General features: G+C 33.2%; 20 protein-coding genes. 7 read left to right on the top strand and 13 right to left on the bottom strand.

Annotation, left to right across the window (positions count from 1 at the left end):
• Window positions 1-142: 142 nt before the first annotated feature.
• The 8 genes from VK161_RS01640 to VK161_RS01605 form a co-directional block, all read right to left on the bottom strand.
• On the bottom strand, window positions 143-1,693 hold the full coding sequence (locus tag VK161_RS01640; protein ID WP_324213007.1) for a serine hydrolase: 1,551 nt from the start codon (window positions 1,691-1,693) through the stop codon (window positions 143-145).
• Window positions 1,694-1,703: 10 nt separating this feature from the next.
• Window positions 1,704-2,504, bottom strand: coding sequence for an RNA methyltransferase (locus VK161_RS01635; RefSeq protein WP_324213006.1), 801 nt, complete (start codon window positions 2,502-2,504; stop codon window positions 1,704-1,706).
• A 101-nt stretch (window positions 2,505-2,605) separates the two neighbouring features.
• On the bottom strand, window positions 2,606-3,532 hold the full coding sequence (locus tag VK161_RS01630) for a DUF2167 domain-containing protein (RefSeq protein WP_324213005.1): 927 nt from the start codon (window positions 3,530-3,532) through the stop codon (window positions 2,606-2,608).
• Between the two features lie 15 nt (window positions 3,533-3,547).
• Window positions 3,548-4,879 carry a DUF58 domain-containing protein gene (locus tag VK161_RS01625; protein WP_324213004.1) on the bottom strand — a complete coding sequence of 444 codons (1,332 nt, stop codon included), beginning with the start codon at window positions 4,877-4,879 and terminating at the stop codon, window positions 3,548-3,550.
• Between the two features lie 6 nt (window positions 4,880-4,885).
• Window positions 4,886-5,905 carry a MoxR family ATPase gene (locus VK161_RS01620; RefSeq protein WP_324213003.1) on the bottom strand — a complete coding sequence of 340 codons (1,020 nt, stop codon included), beginning with the start codon at window positions 5,903-5,905 and terminating at the stop codon, window positions 4,886-4,888.
• 17 nt (window positions 5,906-5,922) lie between these two features.
• Window positions 5,923-7,125, bottom strand: a complete 1,203-nt coding sequence (locus tag VK161_RS01615) for a DUF4350 domain-containing protein (protein ID WP_324213002.1) — start codon at window positions 7,123-7,125, stop codon at window positions 5,923-5,925.
• A 2-nt stretch (window positions 7,126-7,127) separates the two neighbouring features.
• On the bottom strand, window positions 7,128-7,814 hold the full coding sequence (locus tag VK161_RS01610) for a DUF4129 domain-containing protein (RefSeq protein ID WP_324213001.1): 687 nt from the start codon (window positions 7,812-7,814) through the stop codon (window positions 7,128-7,130).
• Between the two features lie 87 nt (window positions 7,815-7,901).
• On the bottom strand, window positions 7,902-8,879 hold the full coding sequence (locus VK161_RS01605; RefSeq protein WP_324213000.1) for a stage II sporulation protein M: 978 nt from the start codon (window positions 8,877-8,879) through the stop codon (window positions 7,902-7,904).
• A 21-nt stretch (window positions 8,880-8,900) separates the two neighbouring features.
• Between VK161_RS01605 and VK161_RS01600 the strand changes: the two genes are divergently transcribed.
• Window positions 8,901-9,644, top strand: a complete 744-nt coding sequence (locus tag VK161_RS01600) for an RDD family protein (RefSeq protein ID WP_324212999.1) — start codon at window positions 8,901-8,903, stop codon at window positions 9,642-9,644.
• 13 nt (window positions 9,645-9,657) lie between these two features.
• On the opposite strand, the gene VK161_RS01595 is transcribed toward VK161_RS01600, so the two are convergent.
• The gene (locus VK161_RS01595; RefSeq protein WP_324212998.1) at window positions 9,658-12,012 is read right to left on the bottom strand and encodes a gliding motility-associated C-terminal domain-containing protein; all 2,355 of its coding nucleotides are present in this window, start codon (window positions 12,010-12,012) and stop codon (window positions 9,658-9,660) included.
• Window positions 12,013-12,232: 220 nt separating this feature from the next.
• Here VK161_RS01595 and VK161_RS01590 point away from each other — a divergent pair, with 220 nt between their 5' ends.
• The 4 genes from VK161_RS01590 to VK161_RS01575 are packed head-to-tail and all read left to right on the top strand — an operon-like array spanning window position 12,233 to window position 16,687.
• On the top strand, window positions 12,233-13,096 hold the full coding sequence (locus tag VK161_RS01590) for a GNAT family N-acetyltransferase (RefSeq protein WP_324212997.1): 864 nt from the start codon (window positions 12,233-12,235) through the stop codon (window positions 13,094-13,096).
• A 2-nt stretch (window positions 13,097-13,098) separates the two neighbouring features.
• Window positions 13,099-14,181 (top strand): DegT/DnrJ/EryC1/StrS family aminotransferase, encoded by a 1,083-nt coding sequence (locus VK161_RS01585; RefSeq protein ID WP_324212996.1) that lies wholly within the window; start codon window positions 13,099-13,101, stop codon window positions 14,179-14,181.
• On the top strand, window positions 14,172-15,185 hold the full coding sequence (locus VK161_RS01580; protein ID WP_324212995.1) for a glycosyltransferase: 1,014 nt from the start codon (window positions 14,172-14,174) through the stop codon (window positions 15,183-15,185). Before VK161_RS01585 ends, VK161_RS01580 begins: the two co-directional genes overlap by 10 nt.
• Window positions 15,186-15,187: 2 nt before the next feature.
• The gene (locus tag VK161_RS01575; RefSeq protein WP_324212994.1) at window positions 15,188-16,687 is read left to right on the top strand and encodes an oligosaccharide flippase family protein; all 1,500 of its coding nucleotides are present in this window, start codon (window positions 15,188-15,190) and stop codon (window positions 16,685-16,687) included.
• Here VK161_RS01575 and VK161_RS01570 read toward each other — a convergent pair.
• Complete coding sequence (locus VK161_RS01570; protein WP_324212993.1) at window positions 16,677-17,825, bottom strand: glycosyltransferase family protein; 1,149 nt, start codon at window positions 17,823-17,825, stop codon at window positions 16,677-16,679. The two genes, VK161_RS01575 and VK161_RS01570, sit on opposite strands and share 11 nt — an antisense overlap.
• Before the next feature lie 37 nt (window positions 17,826-17,862).
• Here VK161_RS01570 and VK161_RS01565 point away from each other — a divergent pair, with 37 nt between their 5' ends.
• Both VK161_RS01565 and VK161_RS01560 read left to right on the top strand, forming a co-directional pair.
• Window positions 17,863-18,957 carry a glycosyltransferase gene (locus VK161_RS01565; protein ID WP_324212992.1) on the top strand — a complete coding sequence of 365 codons (1,095 nt, stop codon included), beginning with the start codon at window positions 17,863-17,865 and terminating at the stop codon, window positions 18,955-18,957.
• A 3-nt stretch (window positions 18,958-18,960) separates the two neighbouring features.
• The gene (locus tag VK161_RS01560; RefSeq protein WP_324212991.1) at window positions 18,961-19,362 is read left to right on the top strand and encodes an FdtA/QdtA family cupin domain-containing protein; all 402 of its coding nucleotides are present in this window, start codon (window positions 18,961-18,963) and stop codon (window positions 19,360-19,362) included.
• On the opposite strand, the gene VK161_RS01555 is transcribed toward VK161_RS01560, so the two are convergent.
• The 3 genes from VK161_RS01555 to VK161_RS01545 are packed head-to-tail and all read right to left on the bottom strand — an operon-like array spanning window position 19,346 to window position 22,148.
• Complete coding sequence (locus VK161_RS01555) at window positions 19,346-20,302, bottom strand: glycosyltransferase family A protein (protein ID WP_324212990.1); 957 nt, start codon at window positions 20,300-20,302, stop codon at window positions 19,346-19,348. The genes VK161_RS01560 and VK161_RS01555 overlap by 17 nt on opposite strands.
• Window positions 20,295-21,386 carry a glycosyltransferase gene (locus tag VK161_RS01550; RefSeq protein WP_324212989.1) on the bottom strand — a complete coding sequence of 364 codons (1,092 nt, stop codon included), beginning with the start codon at window positions 21,384-21,386 and terminating at the stop codon, window positions 20,295-20,297. Before VK161_RS01550 ends, VK161_RS01555 begins: the two co-directional genes overlap by 8 nt.
• A gap of 45 nt (window positions 21,387-21,431) precedes the next feature.
• On the bottom strand, window positions 21,432-22,148 hold the full coding sequence (locus VK161_RS01545; RefSeq protein ID WP_324212988.1) for a glycosyltransferase family 2 protein: 717 nt from the start codon (window positions 22,146-22,148) through the stop codon (window positions 21,432-21,434).
• Window positions 22,149-22,402: the final 254 nt, after the last annotated feature.

The following is a 22,402-nucleotide window of genomic DNA, read 5'->3' as shown; positions in this document are numbered from 1 at the left end:
TGATGTTCTTCAATACTCTAAAATTAGAAATAATTATTCAATTTCCAATAGAAACGTTGAAGAAATTCTAAATGAAAAAAAACAAATTTTAAATAAGCTTCAAATTCAAAATTATGAATTCAAAAAAAGTAGGTTGTGTCTTTTAGACTCTGCTTTTTTGAGCTGCTTTTTTAAAGTTTAAGTCGTGAAAATCGTAGCTAAAATCGGTGAGCGGAGAAATGGCTTTCATAGTAAAACCGGAAGCTTTTCCTTTAGCATCAATTTTAAAGAAAATATGTGCATCGGCGTGGAAACTTCGGATGTCCCATTTGACAACAAAATTTTCACCTTTATACAGAAAAATTTCGCCTTTAAGGCGTGGAGAACGCTTAGAGGCAAAATACAACTTGCCATTCTTTTCAGTAATGAAAACTTCCCCAAACCAATTATCGGTATAAGTTCCGATGTATTTTTTTAGATTAACCTTTGTAGTAGTGTTTTTGACTGTTTCCCAAACTTCTTCGGTAATTTTATCGGCTTCGTCTTCTTTTCCTTGTCGGTCTTTACTTAAGTATTGTAAATGGTCAAAATAAGGTAATCCCAAATAACTGTCTTTTATAGTATTTGAAATGGCAGTAAACGCAGCACCTGATTGTTGGTTGGTTAATACAATTATTCCCAATTGAATTTCTGGAAACATTATGGTTTGAGTTACAATTCCGTCCAAACCTCCAGTATGTGAAACCTGTAAAAACCCGTTTATGTCGGTAAGTTGCCAACCTAGACCATAACTTCTAAAATTGGTTTTATAAGGATATGGATTGCGTTCGGGTAAAATAGTTTGCGACGTCCACATTTCTTTGTGTTGTTTTTCGCTAAAAATTTGCTGACCGTATTCATTTTTACCTTGGTTCATTTGCGTAATCAACCATTTACTCAAGTCGTTTGTGCTGGAATACAATCCGGCTGCTGCATCAAAAATAGAGTTTTTGTAGCGTGGAATTACTTCTAATTTGCCATCGGTTGGAACGTGAGGAACAATAGTGTTGGTTGTGTCTTTCAAACGCGACCAAGATGCGGCGCTATTGTTCATTCCGATGGGTTTCATAATGCGTTCTTCTACAAAATCGCACCATGATTTGCCTGATACCTTTTCTACTACTTCGCCCGCAATCACATACAATAAATTATCGTAATCGTATTTGGTTCTAAAGGGCGAAACAGGTTTTAAATATTGAATGTTTTTTACAATATCATCGGGAGTAAAATTATGTCCGTCAGGCCAAATCATTAAGTCACCAGCGCCCAAACCAAGTCCGCTTTTGTGTGTCAGTAAATCGCGAATGGTAAATTCATCGGTAACGTACTTATTGTACATTTTAAATTGAGGCAAGTGTTTTTTTACTTTGTCGTCCCAATTGATTTTTCCTTCATCCACTAAAATAGCTAAGGCAGTAGCTGTGAATGCTTTGCTGTTAGAAGCAATTCCAAATAATGTGTTTCCGTCTACTTTTTGTTTGGTATTGATATTGGTAACTCCGTAACCCTTTGAGATGACTATTTTTCCATCTTTTATGATGGCTACTGCAATTCCAGGTACATTAAAAGTGGCTTGAGTTTTTTCAACTAATTGATCCAGTTGAGATTCAGTAATTTGAGAAAAAGAAAGTGAAGAACAAATCAGGCAAGTAATACAAAAAAAATAATGTCTCATTATGATTAAATTAGGTTGAAATTTTAAATCCTCTTTGTCTCTTTGCTTCGAATAATAAAATCGCTGAAGCTACTGAAACATTCATAGAATCGATTTCACCTTGCATTGGTATGATGATGTTTTGGATAGCATTTGTGCGCCAAGCTTCTGACAAACCTGTTGCTTCTGTGCCTACAACTAATGCAGTTGGAGTAGTATAGTCTTGTTGATGATAGAACTGGGAATTCTGTAACGTTGCACCAAAGATAGTAATATTTTTCTGATTCAAAAATTTAATTACCTCTTCTGAAGAACCTGTTGCGATTTGATTGGTAAACAAACAACCAACGCTGGATCGAACAATATTAGGATTGTATAAATCGGTTTTTGGATTAGCTATAATAACAGCATCTACTTTGGCTGCATCACAAGTGCGCAACATGGCTCCAATATTTCCAGGTTTTTCGATGGCTTCCATAACTAAAATTAATGGATTTTCAGGAAGATGTAAATCGGATAATTGTAACGATTTAGTTTTAGCTACAGCGAGTATTCCTTCTGTTGTATCGCGATAGGCTAGTTTTTGATAGACTTCTTTGGAGATTTCTATTATATTGTAGGAGTGTAAGATTGTAAGATTGTAAGATTTATCTATTAATTCAGGACAAATCAAAACAGTTTCCAGTTCGTATTTTCCTTTCAGAGCCAATTCAATTTCGCGCATTCCTTCAATTAAAAACGTTCCCGATTGTTTTCGGGCTTTGGCTTTTTCCTGAAGTAAAACCAACGATTTGATGAACGGATTTTGTGAGGAAGTGATTTGTTTATTCATTTTTCGATCAATAGAAATAAAAGTCAAAAATACCTAAATAAATATAAAGCCTACAAATTCTGTAGGCTTTATTTATTGATATTAAGTAATAGGTTTTGGTATTACGGCTCCTGATTTTCATTATTTTGTTCTTCGGCAATATCTTCTTTTGGTCTAGAAACTTCTTGATCTTTTTTATTGAAGATGAACTTTTTAACTGCTGCAAAAGCAGCTATAAGTCCGAAGAAAATTATTTTTCCAAACTTAGCAATAATAGCAAAGAATCCCACTTTTGCGAGCACTTTTCCTGCTACCAAACCACCAATAGTCCATGCTGCAACAGTATCTGTTGACGAGTCAAAGTCGATGTATTTATCTCCTTCTTTGAATTGAATGCTGTTGATGATACCCGGAATGCTTGATTTTACATCTTTTATTTCTGACATATTGGCTACAGCAGAAACATTGTACATTCCTCTTCTTCCTAAAACCCTTAAATCGTAATTTAAAGTATTGCCTACCGAACTGCCAAATTTTATTTCTTTTGCCCAATGAAGTACTTTGAGTTTATCATCGTAAAAAGGCTTAGACGCCCAACCAATAAGCTCTGCGGTATCATAACCCATTTTTTTTCTTTCCTCATTTGAAACTTTTGTGTCTTCTTTCATTTGCTCCAACAACTCGTCATAATCAATGTCGTTTGCATCATCATCTTTAACGTATCCATCTGCTTGATAGCTTATGACAAATAACCAACTGTTGGCATATGTTACGCCAATGTTTTCAGGTACCAAAGAACCCAACACAGTTGTATCCTCGGGATTTCCCCACAAATCATGTAAAACGTATTGAGTTTGCTTACCGTCAAGAAATTTGAATCCCTTTGGTACTGACAAAGTTCCGTTGCCTTCTGTCAATTCAATAGTGCCTGTTTGGTATTTTAACGACTGTTCTATTTTTTGATAATAGACTTCCAAAGTGTCCTCTTGAGCATTTACAACTAAATAGCTAGTAATGATCAAAAATAAGCTGAGTAATTTTTTTTTCATTTTCTTTGTTTTTGGTTATAGTATTCCGCGCGCTTTTATTTCTAAATATTTATTAATGGTGTCCAACGTCAAACTTTCAGGTTGTGTTAAAACCGAATGGATTCCGTATTTTTTGAGTTCGTTGACGATGAGTTTTTTCTCGAAAATGAATTTTTCAGCGATTACTTTATCATAAATTTCTTGAACATTTTCTGCTTTTTTCTCGGTAATGTGATTGAGTTCTGTGTTTTGGAAAAAGACCACAACGAGTAAATGGTTTTTTGCAATACCTTTCAAATAAGGTAATTGGCGGTACAATCCATCTAAAGTTTCGAAATTAGTATATAGAACAATTAAACTTCGTTGGTTGATATTTTTCTTTACGTCGGCATACAAACGAGAATAATCACTTTCAAAAAAATCAGTTTTGACATTGTATAAGCTTTCCAGAATTTTTTGCATTTGCGACGTTCGTTTCTCAGCCACCACGCGATTGTCTATTTTTTTCGAAAACGAAAACATTCCAGCTTTGTCGTGTTTTTTTAGAATTACATTCGATAGTACCAAAGTTGCGTTGATGGCATAATCGAGCAAACTCAATCCATTAAAAGGCATTTTCATGGTTCGTCCTTTGTCGATTACCATGTATACATGTTGCGATTTTTCGTCTTGAAACTGATTCACCATTAAGGCATTTTTCTTTGCTGTAGCTTTCCAGTTCAAGGTTCTGATATCGTCGCCTTGTATGTATTCTTTTATTTGTTCAAATTCCATTGTGTGTCCTATACGCCGTATTTTTTTGAGTCCGTATTGACGTAAATTATTCGAAAAAGCAATTAAATCATATTTACGTAATTGAATGTACGACGGATACGTTGGAACCTTATTATCCTTATCAAATGTGAATCGTTTTGAAATTAATCGAAGCGGAGAACTGACATAAATGTTGAGGTTTCCAAAATGGTATTCGCCCCGTTCGGTTGGTCGTAAATAGTATTGAAAATCATCAGATGAATTGTTCTTTATTGTGCGTTTGATTTCAAAATCTCTCACTTGAAATTGATACGGAATTTCATCAATTACTTTGGCAAAAATGGTAAAATAATAATGATTTCGTATGGATACTGCGATCGCATTTTCATCTCCATTGGATAATTTTTCAGGAGTAATTCGTTGACCTTCGATTTCTTTTTTTGAATTGAAAAGAAGTAAAACATCCATTGCAAAGAAACCAAACAAAACCAATAATAAATACTTAGTTGCATTAAAGATAAAAGGAAAAAAGAAAGCACAGCAAAACATCACTACAATACCACCTAGTAAGTAGAAAAATAAATTGTTGATGTAAAGTTGCTTAAAAAGTTTCATGTTGATTTACCGCGGAATTTCGATGTTTTCTATGATTTGTTTAATAATTTCAACGCTCGATAAACCTTCCATTTCTCGTTCAGGAGTAACAATCACTCTGTGTTGTAACACTGGGATTGATGCGTCTTTGATGTCTTCTGGAGTCACAAAATCACGTCCTCGAATTGCCGCAAAACCTTTAGCAGCATTTAAAATTGCAATCGATGCTCTTGGCGATGCTCCCAAATATAGAAAAGCATTTTCTCGCGTATTTACCACCAGTTTGGCGATGTATTCTAATAGATTGGGTTCAACAATAATTTGTTTTACCAAGTCTTGATATTGCTTAATTTCGTCACCAGAAAGTATCGATTGAATATGGTCTAATTTTCCGTGATTTTGTAACGAATGTTCCCTTTGAATAATATTGATTTCTTCTTCCAAAATAGGATAATCAACGTTAATTTTAAACAAGAAACGATCCAATTGAGCTTCGGGTAAACGATACGTTCCTTCTTGTTCAATTGGGTTTTGAGTTGCCAATACAATAAATGGTTTATCCAAAACATAAGTGGTTCCGTCAATGGTAATTTGGCGTTCTTCCATTACTTCAAACAAAGCAGCTTGTGTTTTGGCTGGAGCTCGATTGATTTCGTCGATTAAAACTAAATTGGAAAAAACAGGACCTTTTTTGAATTCAAATTCAGATTTCTTGAGGTCGAAAACCGAAGTTCCTAAAATATCCGAAGGCATCAAATCGGGCGTGAATTGAATTCGACTGAAATCAACAGAAATTGTTTTAGCCAAAATTTTAGCTGTAATGGTTTTAGCAACTCCAGGAACACCTTCAATTAAAATATGACCGTTGGATAGAATAGCAACCAACAATTGATCAATCATTTTGTGTTGACCTACAATTACGGTTTCAATTTCTTTTTTGATTTTTTCAACACCATTCAAGAGTGGCGCTAAATCCAAACGAGATTTAAAATTTATACCTGAATTTTCAGGAAGAGATGGTTCAAAATTAGTTTCGTTATTTTCCATGATATGTACTTTTCTTTTTAATTTAAAATCTTTTCAATAGCATTATTTAATTCAATCAAATCGTCTTCGATACTTTGATTATAGGTTGATCTTTGGTAATTAATTAATCGTACTACATTATTAATATCGTCGATATTTTTACCCGACTTTAGGTGGAATTTCTTAATAAAATTTTCATCTAAAATGCTAGTTTCAATTAAATAATCATGCCTTATTTTTTCTAAAAAATAAATAATTTTTTTATCAATTATGTTTTGATGATTGCCTTCTTGATAGTATAAGTTTCCGATCGTTTTAGCAAAATCAACAGTAGTATTTTGCAAAGGTTGAATAATTGGAACCACTCTTTGTTTGCGTTTGGCGTTGAAAATCATAAAAATCGCCAATCCAAATAACAGTAAAAACCATGAATATTTTAATGCGGGCTGACTCACCCAATAGTGTATTGGCGAACCCGCTTCTAATTTGCCTTTTTGTCCTTTTAATAACCAAATTACATTTCCTTTTGGAATGTAGGAAATGATTTTCTCAGTATAATGGCGTTGATTGTTTTTCAGTAAATTATAGTTTGTAAATACTACAGGTTGTGTGTGTAAATAAAAATAACCGGTTTTATAGGCTATTTTTATAAAGTTTACTTTTTCTTTTTTATTTGAATTTTGATGACCTAATAACGTAGTGTTTAGTGTATCAATTTTACTAAAATAACCGGCACTAACACCACGGTCAAAAGTGTATTTTGCACTACCTAAATTGGGATTAGCTAGTGAAAAAGCCATTTGGTTTTGGGAAGGATAATCAACTTCAATAGTGAATTTTAAGGTGTCGTGTAGTATTTTGGGAAAGCTTTTAGCGCTGATGAAAATCGAATTTCCGTGTTGTGCATAATACAATAGTTCTTGTGCTGATTCTTCGTCAATAGTACAGTATTCTGATAGGTATAAAACTGTTCCTTTGGTTTTGTATGAATTCACTAAGGTATCGTAATCAAAATCGTTTACCAAATATTCGTAGGCTGTTACTGTTGTTTTTTTGAGTTCGTTTTTCTTCAGAATTTTAGAATATTCTTTCTCAAAAACATACAACCCAAAAGGAGATTTTTGATTCACATCATAATTAGGCGACCAATCAATAGGCTTTTGTTTTGTAGCATCAATGTAAAGAATCAACACCAAAAGCATCACTAATAAACCAATGTATATTTTAATTTTAGTATTCATTGTTACAGTGATTGTAGTGTTTTTTCCATTGTATGTTTTGCACTTTCAAAAGAGGCTTGGTCCATTTCAAATTCTCCATACCAAATGTAATTGTACAAATAAGAGATGTACGAAAAATCAGTTTTTAGCGTATTGGATTTGATTTCGTATAAATAATCAGAATTGGTTTTTTCAGGATTCCAATCGATGATGCCTTTTTCGGCCATTTGTTTCAAAATCCACAGATAATAATAGCGAATGGCTAATCGGTTATCACCCGATTTTAAAGTGTTTTTAATTAATTCATCAAAATCGACGTCTTTCAAATTACGTTCAATATCGTCGTAATTGATGATTCTTTTTGATGATGATTTGGCAAAAATCCACTGTCCTTCTTTGTTGACCATTGATTTTACAATGTAATAAATAACCAATGCGACTACTATAATGGCTATTGCATAGAAAATCCAAACGACGATAATACCAGCAACTGGTCCAGTCACACCAAATGATTTTCGAATCAAATTCCGTAGCCATTCTTTAAAATGATCCCAAGCGCTTTTTTCAGGAATTTTTTCTACGTAGTTGAAATCTTCCGACGAATAATCTTCTTTGATGCTATTTTCAAAATGAGTTGGAGTGATTTTTTGTGAGTCAATTAATAAATCCTTTTCAGTAAAATGCTGAGGTTTCTTTTGTTCTGTAGCCAAAGAATCTATTGCTTTACAATGGAAGCTAAAAAAGAAGAGTAGTAAAAGAAATAGCTTATTCACGTGATTACTAGTGCTTATAAAGGATTACAAAGTGGGTTGGTTTTTATTCTGCTTCCGATGTACTAAAAAAGGATATACTAAATAGTAGAATGAAATTAACGATAAAGTTGATAGTATTATTGAGATTCCTAACCATTTTGGCATTTCAAGTGCATAACGAGTGACAAATCCTTCTAGAAAACCAGCGGCAATGGTAAAAGGTAATGTGCTTAAAAATATTTTGAAGCTATTTTTAAACCCAATTTTCAGCGAATTGATGCGAGAAAATGTTCTCGGAAAAAGAATAGAAGCACCTAATATTAGTCCGCAACCAGCTTCAATTATCATGGCGAAAATTTCCATCGAGCCGTGAATCCATATTCCTCTGACACTTTCCCAAAAAACATTTTGTTCATAGAAAAAATATTGAAAACTGCCCAACATGATGCAATTGTAAAACAAATAGAAGAAAGTGCCAAAACCCAAAAAAATGCCATAAATGTAACTTTTTACACCTACTTCGATGTTATGTAAAGTAATTCCGATAAAGCTTTGAAGACTTCCACTTGATTTATAAATCGCAACTGGATTACCGTCTTTTATGTTTTCTAGAGTTTCATTTACATAACCGTCACCCAAAATAGAACGAACAAATTGAGAGTCGTATTTAGCCGAAACGACACCAATAGTTAAAAAACAAAAAAACAGCAAAAAGGCATACAAAACGTATCTTCTGTATTGATAAACAATTAAAGGAACTTCGGTGATAAAAAAAGCTAAAAATCGATTTTTTTCTACTCTTTTGGTTTTGTAAATTTTTTGATACAATTGAGAAGCTAAATAATTTAAGTAGGTAACTATCTTACTTTTAGGGTAATAAGTTTGTGCATACGATAAATCATTGATCAAATGAACATACAAACTAGCCATTTCATCAGGATTTTTTTTAGATTTACCAAAAATTGCTTGCTCAAAATCAAGCCATTTTTCTTTATTTTGTTTTATAAAAGCAACTTCTCTCATTGAACGCTAAAATATAAAAATATGTCTGAATTAACCATAAATACCACTCAAAATGTAAATATTAATTTTGAGGCAGCAACAGTTGGTGAGCGAGTATTGGCTTACTTAGTTGATTTTTTGGTTAAAGCATCTTATGTTTTTCTGTTGTTTTTGATTTTTATCATAGTATTAAATCTAGGTTCGTTTTTTAATTCAATTGATTTTTGGACAGGCATGGCGATTTACTCAGTTTTGTCGCTACCCATTGTTTTTTATTCTCTTTTGTTTGAAAGTTTAATGGAAGGACAAACGATTGGAAAGCGTGTAATGAAGATAAAAGTGGTTAAAATTGATGGTTATCAGGCTTCGTTTGGTGATTACCTTATTCGATGGGTTGTTCGTATTGTTGATATTGGTATTACAAGCGGAATAATCGGATTAATTGCAATGATTGTCAACGACAAAACACAGCGTTTAGGTGATGTTGCTGCTGGTACTGCTGTTATCACTCTCAAGAACAAAGTCACCATCAACAGTTCGATTTTAGAAGATATTGGTGAAATGTATGTTCCAACTTATCCGTTGGTAATTAAATTAACCGATAACGATGTTCGAATTATAAAAGAAACATTACACACCGCGCTTTCTAGAAATGATTTGGACGTAATTGTTAAGTTGAAAGAAAAAATTGAATCAGTAACCGGAATAAAAAATCAATCAGGAAAGAGCGAAGATTTTATCAGAATAGTGATTAAAGATTATAATTACTATACTCAGAATATGTAGTTTTTTAGACTTATTATTTTGTAAAATAAAGATAACCTTGTAAAGGCTCAGGATAATTTTCGTCGTTGAGGTACAAAATATAGTAAAATGTGCTCTTTGGCGAACTTGCATCATTCAACAAAATCCCTTTAGTAGCAAATCCATCCCAGTCGGGCGAATTGTTGTCTCCTGTCCAAACTAATTTTCCCCAACGATTAAAAATCAGTAATTCGAAATTCAGAAAAACATTGCGTAATCCTTCAATAAAAAAAGTCTCGTTGTATCCGTCGTTATTAGCGGAAACGTAATTGTAAACTATTGGTGGGCAATTTTCAGTAGTCAATAGAAATGAAGTGGTAGTAAAACAATTTTCATTTTCAATACGCACAAAAATCTCTTTCGGAGTAGTTTCGGCAACAAATGATGAAATGTTTACAATCTCGTTGGTTTCGTTTTGCGCATCTTCAAACGTAGTGAAAAAAGAAGCATTGTCGTCTGGATTTGTTTTTACATCGTTCTCATAATTTGAAAAATCAAATGTTCCCTGAGTATAGCCTTCGTTACACACCAATAGATTTTCAAGCGGATTGAATTGGGGTAATTCGTAATAATCCAAAAAGAACGAAGTTACACTTTTGCAAAAGCCATTATCAATCCGTATAAAAATTTCTTTTGGAGTTGTAGCAGGAATGTAAGCAGTAGTATTTGTTATCGGATTGTTATTGTTTGCTGCATCTTGAGCTGTTTCATGAAAAGTTACTGCATCAGTTGAATTTACATTTGCCAAATCGGCATAACTGGAAAAATCAAAAGATGAATTCGCATCTACTCGGCACGTAAATAAATCGTCCAACTCATTGAAATCAGGAAATAAAATCAAATTAATATCAAACGAAGTAATGCTGAAGCAATTCTCATTGTCAATTCGGATGAAAATAGTTGTTGTGTTCGCGTTAACAATAAAATTACTCGGATTCAAAATCGGATTTATATTGTCAAATGCGTCATTATAACTGTTGAAGAATTGTACTGTATCGGTTGGATTTACCAATACACTTGTAGCGTAATTCGAGAAATCAAAAGGCACATTTCCAATCACATTAACACATTCAAATAAGTCTTGCAATGGATTGAATAAAGGCGAAACCCAAAGCGAAATCAATTCAGAATCACTGTTGTTATTTTCATTGGTTTCTAACACTATTCCGGTTCCATTTCCGGTATCATCGACCACAAATTGTAAGGTAAAATTATTGGGAACTGAACTCGGAATTGTTAACGAAATCTGACCACTCTCAGAACCACCAATGGCAATTGGAGCTAATGTTTCAGTATATTGAATAAAAGTTCCATTGGCATAAATAGCTATCGGAACGCCACCCGGCAACACATCAGTAGAATTTACATTATAAACGGTATAATCAACAACAATGTTTCTCGAATTGCATTCTTGTTCTACTTCATCAATGGTTATTGTTGCATCAGGTAATTGACTGTTGAGTTTGGTGACTACGCAATTCATTAACACCACATCTTGCCCAGACGTCATTTCAATCAAAGCAGTTGTACTTCCTACAGTAATGTTATTCTGTATGTTGTATACATCCAAATCCATATTAAATAGATTGTTGGCATTTGTGAAACTATTGGTTCCGTTAAAGGCATTATTGGCAGGATTTAATGGCGGATTGCTTAATGTAATTCCGTTTAATCGTAGCGTTTCATTAACAGCCAAAATACCGTCGCCTTCCCAAGCAATAAAACCAATTTCGGCTCCAGCTGTATTAATGACATTTAAGCTTGTCAATGTTATGGATAATGTATTGGGAATACTTTGTAAACCATCGTAAATGTTAATTTGATTCAACGGCAAGGTCAAATCTTCGTAGATGACTACCAACGACCAACCTGCAAAATTGGTTCTGTTGTTGCAATAGCCCGGAATCGAATTCAAGGTTTGTGAAATGTCCAATTCCGATAAGGTATACGTGCCATTTCCTGTTGTAGAAACCAGATTAGTGACATTGGCAAAAGCACTAAAATAATTCAATCCAGAAGTTACACTAACGTTGGTAAATGTTCGTTCTGCGGTAATTGAAGTTCCATTTAACTTCACATCAAAATCGCCTAATCCCGAACCTGCCCAATAGAGGTAAACACCGCTAATTGTTTGTCCTGCACTCAAGTTTAAATTCGCAGATGACGAAGTCAATAGTAAATCACTGCAACCCGCCGTAATATTGTTTTCACCTAAGTTCATAGTGTTACCAACAAAAACAAAATCGTATTTCCCATTAAACTGACTGTACAATGAAACATTTTGCCCATAAACAGAGCAAAATCCGAAGATGACTATACTAAAAAGGAAAATACGGAGTTTTATTTTCACAGCAAATGGTTGATAATAAGTCTAAAAATACAAAATTATTTTTGATGAGCAATTTTTTTCTATCTAATGATTAGGTTAAAATAATTATGTAATTTTCCGAAGTTAAAACGCGATGGTGAAACAGTATCAGATTAGACTTTATCAAAATGAAGATTTTGCGCTTTGGAATGACTTTATTTCGAAGGCAAAAAACGCAACTTTTTTGTTTCAACGTAATTTTATGGAATACCACAAAAATCGTTTTGACGACTATTCGTTGCTGGTTTTTAATGATAAAAAAGTCGTTGCGGTTTTACCCGCTAATAGAGTAGGAGATACGGTGTATTCGCATCAAGGATTGAGCTATGGTGCATTGGTAATTAACGAAGATGTTAGAATAAAAGAATACATTACTATTTTTAAGGAGTTGATGATTTTTTTAAAAGAAAATAATGTTCAGACTTTCGAACTTAAACTTTTGCCTAAATTGTACAATACCACAATTGCCGACGAGATTGATTATCTGTCTTTTTTGATGCAAGCCAATTGTTTTAGAACCGATGTTTATTTGGCAATTGATAGGAATCAAGAGTATCATCCCAATAGAAATAGAAAAAGGGCATTGAAAATTGCCAGCGAATTGAATATTGAAATCAAACAAGATCAAAATTACGAAGGCTTTTGGAGTGAAATCTTATCGCCTAATTTGAAAGAACGATTTCAAGTCGCACCTGTGCATACATTGGATGAAATAAAAAAATTAGCTGATTTTTTCCCCAATGAAATTCAACTTTTTAATGCCTATCAAGAGGGCAATATAAAAGCGGGAGTTGTTATGTTTCTAACCGATACTGTCGCTCATTTTCAATACAGCTCGGGAGGAAATGATAGAGACGAAACAGCTGCTTTGGATGTTTTGTTTGATTTTATTATTCAGAAGTTTTCAGATAAACGCTACGTTAGTTTCGGAAGTTCATCTGAAAATAACGGCTTGCAATTGAATGAAGGTTTGGCGTATTGGAAGGAAAGTTTTGGTGCAAAGACTTCGGTTCAAAGTTTTCTTCGATTTACAACCTCCAATTACACTAAATTAGAATCGATTTGATTATGGTAAAGTTTCTCGATTTACAAAAGATAAACGCTCAATATCAACAACAATTTCAAGACAAATTGAAATTGGTCTTAGATAAAGGTTGGTTTATTTTGGGAGATGAAGTCAAAAGTTTTGAAACCAACTTTGCAAACTACACCAAAAGTAAGTATTGTATCGGAGTTGGAAATGGTTTGGATGCTTTGGTTTTAATTTTTAAAGCATATATTCAATTAGGAAAACTGCAAAAAGGCGATGAAATTATTGTTCCTGCAAATACCTATATTGCTTCAATTTTAGCCATTTTACAAACCGATTTGGTTCCGGTTTTGGTTGAACCCGATGAGCAAACCTACAACATCAATCCAAAATTAATCGAAGAAAAAATAACGTCAAAAACGAAAGGAATTTTAGTAGTTCATTTGTACGGTCAATTGGCTGATATGGACGCACTAATGGAAATCAGTTCTAAACATAATTTACTCCTAGTGGAAGATGCAGCTCAAGCTCACGGACTAGAATTTAAAGGAAATAACACTCGAGCTTTTAGCTTTTATCCCGGTAAAAATTTAGGCGCTTTGGGCGATGGTGGTGCTATTACAACTAACGACGACAATTTGGCAAAATTACTTTTTTCATTACGCAATTACGGTTCTGAGAAAAAATACCATAACGATTATATAGGTTATAATTCGCGTTTAGATGAATTACAAGCTGCTTTTTTAAACGTAAAATTGCCTCATCTTGATTCAGAAAACAACATAAGAAAAAAGATAGCAACTCAGTATTTGACCAAGATAAAAAACGATAAAATTGTATTGCCTTATTGGGATTTCTCCTCGAATCACGTGTTTCATTTGTTTGTCATTCGAACTAAAAACAGGAATGAGTTACACGATTATCTGCTGAAAAACAACATTGAAACATTAATTCATTATCCAATTGCTCCACACAAACAAAAGGCATTGGAAAATTGGAATTCATTATCTTTTCCAATCACAGAAATGATTCACGATGAGGTATTGAGTTTGCCAATGAGTCAAGTAATGACCAATGATGAGGTACATTTTGTAATTGATACAATAAACCAATGGATATAGTAGTGAAATCGTTCAATCGACCTTATTATTTGGATAGATGTTTGTATTCCATTTATAAGCAGGTTGCTGATTTTAATGGAAAAATCATCATTTTAGATGATGGAACTCCACAGAGCTATTTGGATAAAATCACCCAAAAATATCCGGATGTTATTGTAAAAAAATCACCTTTTTACAATGAAAAAGTGGCCAGTATTGATCAAGGAATTCAACCTAAAGAATATGTTGTTCCAATTGATTTGTGGGCAAATGTTGTCAATGAAGTTTCCGATTATTTTTTGCTCATCGAAGACGACACTTGGTTTGTTGATACGGTCGAATTGGAAAAAATTAGAAATGAAATGATCCAAAACCAAACGGTTATTACTAAACTTTACTGGTTGGGAAATGATAAATTAAAGCAAAATAAAGAGGTTAAAAAAACGGCGCATTTAGAACTATTAACTCCCAACTTATTTACAGAAAACCCTACACTGTATAATTTTATCTTCAGGAAAGATTATTTAAAATGGCACAGAAGAATCTTAGCCAAATTGAGAATCTATACTTTTGAGCGACACATGGCGTATTACACAATTTACGCTGTTGCTGGCACGGTTTTACGCAAAGATTATTACGCACAATTGTGGAATAATCATTCCAATAAAGTTCAGGAAACACTCCAAATACTTAATGCTCTTAAGTTTTATAAACAAAATAAAGGCAAAATAACGTTTGCTAGTTCTACAAAAGAACTACTCAGAACAGGATTTCAGTCGGCTGCAACCAATCAGCACAAAGAGCATTATGAAGGTAAAATTGATATGTTTCAATTTAATAAAGTTATAAATGATGCATGGCTGAATAATCAATTAGACGTTTATCGTGATTTACCATTGGATATATCAGCGAATGAGATCGCCAAAATTTTAGATGAAAACTCAGAGATTGATTCTAATCAATGGGTTTCTTGGGTAACAAGTTTTAAAAATCAATACACATCCATAGGTTGCATAATCGATTAATTATGGAAGATAATTCTAAAGATATAAGTTCACATCAATCGATACTAAAAGCGACTGGAGTTTTTGGCTTTTTGCAGGTTTTGAAACTAATTATTAGTGTCATTACTTCGAAGTTTGTTGCTGTTTTTCTTGGTCCGTTTGGGATTGGATTGGTTGCGCTTTTAACCAATGCAGCTTCGTTAATATCTTCCATCACTAGTTTTGAATTTCTTAAAGTTGGTACCAGAGAAATTGCATTACATTCTGCTGGTGAACATTCATACGAGCTTTCAAAATCAATAAAAAACTTGCAGAGAATTGCCCTTTTTGTTGGAGTGTTTGGAGCTATAGTTTCTGTAATATTCAGTGAAACTTTAAGTAACTTTATTTTTGGAAATTCCAGTAAAAAACAATGGTTCTATGTTTTAGGATTTTACTTTATAATGACAGGTTTTTCAAATGCTAGAATGGCCATACTGCAAGGTGTTAATCAAATCAAAACATTGGCTTGGTGCAACATAATTATCGCTTTTTTCTCCGCAATAGGGTCAATACTAATTTATTATTATCTTAAAATTGATGGTATAATTTGGGTGGTTCTTTACACGAGTGCAGTTACTTTTTTAGTCACTATTTATTTTACCAAACAGTATACTTTTCAATTTGACTTTGCTAATGCAAATGAGTTCATCAAACAATCGAGTCCAATGATGAAATTGGGTTTTGTATTGTCTGTAAATTTAATTTTAGGACAAGTTTGTTTTTTTATCATCAGATTGTTTTTAAATGAAGGTGGTTCCACTTCGAGTGTTTTGGGTTTTTATCAGGTTAATACCATTATCATTGTAAACTACTTGGGGTTGATTTTTAATGCTATGTCGTATGATTTTTATCCTAAATTAACAGCGATAAATTCAGATACAAAAAAAGTAAATGAGTTGGTAAACAGTCAGATTGAAATTGCCATTTTGTTGGTCACTCCTGCCATTATTTTTCTGTTTATTTTCGGACCTTTTTTAATCCAAATCCTATTTACTAAGGAGTTTTTGGCAGCATTTTCGATATTAAAATTAGCCTTGATTTCGGTTGTTTTAAAATCAATATTAATGCCTTTGGCTTATCTCATTTTGGCTAAAGGTGATCGATGGCAATATTTTAAACAAGAACTTTTAGCAGATGTTTTAAACGTTACTTTGACACTATTTTTATACCAACGTTTAGGTCTCGAAGGCATCGGATTAGCCTATATAATCAATTACATAATTTATGGTATTTACGTTTATTATGTAGTGAAAAATAAATACGACTTTACTTTTTATAAAGAATGCAAAAAACTGATTGTAGTGAGTGTTTTATTGAGCATTTTCTCGGTTTTTATCGTTTTGTTCACTGATGGCGTTTGGAACTACCTAATGCTTTCAGTATTGGTGTTGCTCTCGATTACGTTTTCCTATACCGAACTCAACAAAAGGGTTTCTGTAAGTAATTATATCAAATCAAAACTTAGTAGATTTACGAAATAGGATTCCAGGTGTCACAGTACATTTTTGCAGTTTTTATATAATGATGTTCTCTTTCAATAAAAGCTCTAGCTCGTAATCCAATAGCCATTATTCTCTCGGGTTGCTCAATCAAACTTGACAGCTCGTTAACAATTGAATCAACATCGGGCAAAGCATTAATTGCGACTTCATTTTCCTGTAAACCATAGTGGTCAAGAAACTCCCTTTCAGCGCCTGTAAAAACGACTTTTCCTCTTGACATCGCTTCCAAAGCATTATAACCTTGGTCAAAAGAATACACTTGATCCAACACTATATGTGCTCTTGAATAATGACGTAAATAGTCGCTGTACGGAATACTTCGAGTGACGATAATTTCAACTTTATCAGGATAAAGTGCTTGGATTTTTTCTAGGGCTTTTTCAAAATAATGAACCCCTTTTTTATACGAATTTCCATTGTTGATGCCTAAGAAGATGATGATTTTGTCTTCAATTTTTTGTTCTTCGAAAGCAATGGTGTCAGTGTTAATCGGATTCGGAATCAAACCTAAATACTTTGGGTTTTCCTTCAACGGAGTCACATAATCCAAATCGCTTGCAATCACACCTTGTATGTTTTTATACAAATAATCGTGTACTTTTTTATGTGCTTTGGTTACAAAATCAAACATCGAATGGTATTGAATTTTGGCTTCAGGAATGCCTTCAAAATACGGATCCATAATTGAATACCGCAACTTTTTATCGAGCATGTACTTCATTATAACATAATCCACACCACAACATAATAGAAAGGTTTTTTTATTCTGATGAAGTAGTTTTTTGAGTAAATACAATTCAAACGAAGGCAAGGTTTGAATCGGCGCTTCATTAATCAATTGTACAACATCAAAATCTTTTAGTTCTTTCAATTTGAAATAAAACCGAATGCCAAATTCCAATTGAGCCAAATCAAACTTAAACATTCGATACCAAATTTGTCGTGGAATATTGCCTAATTTTGATTTGAAGAATTTTGCCTTGTAGCTAATGTCAGCAGGATAATCTTTAAAACCATCGCCATTGTTTACCAAAACCACTTCGTGTCCTAATTGAACCAATCCTTCTTTGAGCGAATTGTGTAATCGGCTAAACTCACCTACAAGTAATATGCGCATTTAAAAGTTTTATTTACATTTGCTAAAATACAAAAAATTGAATCAAAATCAGGCGCGCTACAAAATCTGCTTAATTACCGTTACACTTTCTGATGGTGGCGCCGAACGTTCTGCAGCCACTTTGTCTCACTTTTTTGGACATCACAATTGCGAAGTTCATAACGTAGTTTTTGCAGGTGAAATTGTCTACGATTATTCGGGTGAATTGCTGCATTTGGGTAAATTAAAAGATAAAAACAACAGTCTTTTCACTAGATATCAACGTTTTAAAACACTTAAATCGTATCTGAAAAAACATCAGTTTGATTACATTATTGATTTTAGAGTTAAACGTTTTTACCTACAAGAATTCATACTTAATAATTGGATTTACGGTTCTTTTATTCAAACCATTCACAGTAGAAAATTGGATTCGTACCTTCCTAAAAATAAACTTCTAGCTCAATTATTATATCGAAATTGCGATAAAATGATTGTGGTTTCTAAAAGTATTGAAGCTGAAATTCAACGCAACTATTCGTTTAAAAACACCCTTCAAATCTACAATCCAATTGATGTTGCTCAGGTAAATGTTTTGGCTGAAGAAAAAGAAGCCATTGATTTTAATTACATCCTCGCCGCAGGAAGTATGCACAAAAACGTCAAGCAATTCGATCATTTGATTGAATCTTATTCAAACTCAATTTTGCCCAACAACAACATCAAATTGATTATTTTAGGCGATGGTAAAATGAAAGAAAGTTGGATGCAATTGTCCAAAGATTTAAATCAAGAACATAATGTGCAATTTTTAGGCTCGGTTTCCAATCCGTTTCCATACTATAAAAAGGCATTGTTTACTGTTTTAACTAGTAAATACGAAGGAATGCCAATGGTTTTACTTGAATCATTGTCGTGCGGCACTCCAGTTGTAGCTTACGATTGCGATTCGGGTCCGAGTGAAATCATTATTGACAAACACAACGGACTTCTCATTGACAATCAAAATAAAAAAGCCATGACTCAAGGCTTGAATGCCATGATTGAAAATAAAGATTTATATTTACAATGTAAAAGTAATGCTCAAAGCAGTATTGCTTCATTTGACGTTGAAACCATAGGAAATCAGTGGTTGCAACTTTTAAAAAAATAAAAGATGAACATCAAATTAATAGAAATTCCGAAAATAGCCAATGTAAAAGGCAGTATTGGTGTAGTTGAAAACGATACGATTCCTTTTGATATTAAAAGAGTATACTATTTGTATGATATTCCTAGTACAGCAAAACGTGGTGGTCATGCACACAAAAAGTTGCAACAAGTTTTGATTGCACTTTCGGGTAGTTTTGATGTTGTATTGAAGGACGGAAAAACGAAGGAAGTCGTAACACTAAAAACTCCTGATAAAGGATTGCTCATCAACTCCAATATTTGGCGAGAAATTGAAAATTTTTCCTCTGGCGCTGTGTGTTTGGTTTTGGCTTCTGAAGCCTATGATGAAGACGATTACATTCGCAGTTACAAAGCCTATTTGAATTACCTTACTTCGAATAAGTAGAAATCTTTATTCCGTATTTAATCAAAACCGATTTTATTGTATCAACCAAAAGCAAGAGTGATTGTGGGCATTTCAACAACAATTTTTGCTTCCAATTCAAATTTTTAACATCAATTGATTGTACAATTTTCTTCCAATCCGAAGTATCACCATCTTTTTTCAATTTTTTGGCTAAAACGTATCTGAAGAAATCCAAATGTTTTTTTAAATCGGGGTTGTCTTTTGCCCAATCTTCATAAATATCATAATTAGGAATTTTCTTGTGCAAAATCGAATTGCGTGTAATTTGATGTTGTACTTCCATCAAATAGCTCATCTGAACCGTATTACTGTAGGCTAATTTAAAATGATAATTGGCGCGAATATTAAAATCAATGTCGTTTGAAAATTTGATTTCCGGATTGTAATTACCCACTTTTTCATACACTTCTTTATGAAAACAAACACTTCCGTGATTGTAAATTCCTTGTCGAACATTGATTTTAAAAAAGTTGATATAACCCGTAAAACCAGTTGCTAATGTACTGGATCCATTGTGTGGTTGATAGGTTTTGGATTTGTATACTTCTTCGTAATTAGTGCCAAAAATTCGGGCTTCAGGATAGTTGATGATTAATTGATGGATGGTTTCCAAAAAAGTAGGTTTCCACACATCATCGCCATCCAAGAAAGTAATATAATTAGTAGTTGCATGTGCTATTCCGGTATTGCGCGCTACTGAAAGTCCGCCGTTTTTTTCATGCTGAATTAACCTCACTTTTTCCGACAGAAACGTAGTCACTTTTTCAACGCTTTTATCCGTAGAACAATCGTTGATAATCAAAATTTCGTAGTCCGTAAACGTTTGGTTGAGAATGCTTTTAATCGCACTTTCAATGTAGTTTTCTTTGTTGTAAAGCGGAATAATTACGGAGAAAAAGGCCATATTTTGATTATTCATTAATTATAAAATCAAACAACGGTTTCCAGCCTACAAAATCGGGTTGTTTAGAATTGTTTGGTTGGGAATACAGTAGTTTTCCTTGTGCAAATAACTGAATTTTTTGGGCTAAATCGTTGGGATCATTCAAATCAATAAAACACACTTTGTCATAATGGCCAACCGTTTCGTGAGCATACGGTAAATCCGATACAAAAATAGGTTTGTTGTATTCCTTGGTTTCAGTCAAAGGCAAGCCCCAAGTTTCTAATTTGGAAGGAAATACCAAAGCATCCATTTCGTTATAATAACCCGAAACGGTTGCTCTGTCTAAAGCACCAATAAATTGAAATTGAGGATGTTTTTGGTATTTAGAAACTATTTTTTTTGCGTATGAATTTTCATTTCCAGAAATGGTTATGTAAAGCTTGATTTTTTCTCTAATATCAGTTGGTAAAAGTAAAATAGCCTCACACAGGTATTCCATATTTTTAAACATTCGTGGAAAACTCGGGTAGAAGAGGTTGATTTTTTCTTGATTCAAAGTCACAGTTGAACGTTCTACAATTACCTGAGTTTCAGGATGCATTACTTTGATGTTCGAAATGCGGTACCAATTCTCAAACTGATTTTTAATCCATTGTTGTTGTACAAAAACTGCTGTATTCGACTGAATATTAAAGCGATAAGCATATTTGTAAAACCATGCAAAAAAACAAATCCTAAATCCGTACAACCAATCGTGAAGCGTAGGTTTATAAAAAGGCGAAGGATTATGACAATACACAAATCTCTTTTTGGAAACTACATAAGGTGATAAGTCCTGAATGGAAAACCAAAAGTCGGCATCTAATTCTTGAGATAGTTTTTTGAAGTAAAAGTATTCATAATACATCCGGTTGAACCAACTCTTTTTTGATTTTGGAAATTCGATGTATTCAATATTTGGGATGGAAAAAAGCGATTTTGAATGTACTAACGCTATAATTCGGATGTCTTTGTCTTTAGAATAGTCTACCAATTCAGTCAAACAATCCGTCATGATAGAAAGTATTCCACTGTTGGTTACGTTGATTCCCGAAATAACAATAGTAGTTTTTTTCAAAAAGGCTTGGGTTGAATTAGTAAACAAAAGTAACAAATAACGTAACTAAAAACGCAACATGCCGTATTTTAGTATGCAATAGATGGCATGAATTCCGTCTTTCCAATTGATTTTTTTGCCTTCTTCGTACGTTCTACCGTAATATGAAATGCCAACTTCATAGATTCTGATTTTTTTTATTCGAGCCATTTTTGCAGTAACTTCTGGTTCAAAACCGAACCGATTTTCTTTTAATTTAATCGATTGAAGTAGTCGAGTGTTGAACAATTTGTAACAGGTTTCCATGTCGGTTAAGTTCAGATTGGTAAACATATTCGACATAAAAGTCAAAAACCGATTGCCTATGGTATGCCAAAAAAACAAAACCCGATGCGCATTTCCACCCATAAATCTTGAACCGTACACCACATCGGCAAAACCATCTAAAACGGGTTGAAGTAAAATGGAATATTCTTCTGGATTGTATTCTAAATCAGCATCTTGTATGATGGTAAATTCGCCAGTCGCTTTTGTAATTCCGGTGTGCAAAGCGGCGCCTTTTCCTTTGTTTTTAGTGTGAGTAAAAAGTTGAATGTTACTTTCTTTGTTTTGTGAAATGTAATTTTCGATTTTCAATTTTGTATCATCAGTCGAGCAATCATCAACTATGATAATTTCTTTGTTGATGTTTTGAGGTAATTGGACATTTTTTATTTTATCCAAAATTAGATGAACGGTTGAACTTTCATTGTATACCGGAATGATAATTGATAATTGCTTCATTTTTTTGGATTGAAAACACAAAACTAAGGTTCTAATTTGAAAAGACAATAATTTATCTACTTTTGTTAAAATGAAATATGTGAAATTGTTGATTGATAGGTATAAGTTCGAATTCGGGATTGTCTCGATGGGATTGATATGGATTGGATTGTTGGATTTTCTATTGCAATTGAGCTTCCAAACACGAATAAGTCCCGACTCAGAAACGTATTATAATTCGGCTTTTGAATTGTATTTTAACAATCAAGTACATC

The sequence above is a fragment of the Flavobacterium sp. genome, assembly GCF_035299245.1.
Classification (GTDB): Bacteria; Bacteroidota; Bacteroidia; order Flavobacteriales; family Flavobacteriaceae; genus Flavobacterium.
This window is presented reverse-complemented; position numbering and strand designations above follow the sequence as displayed.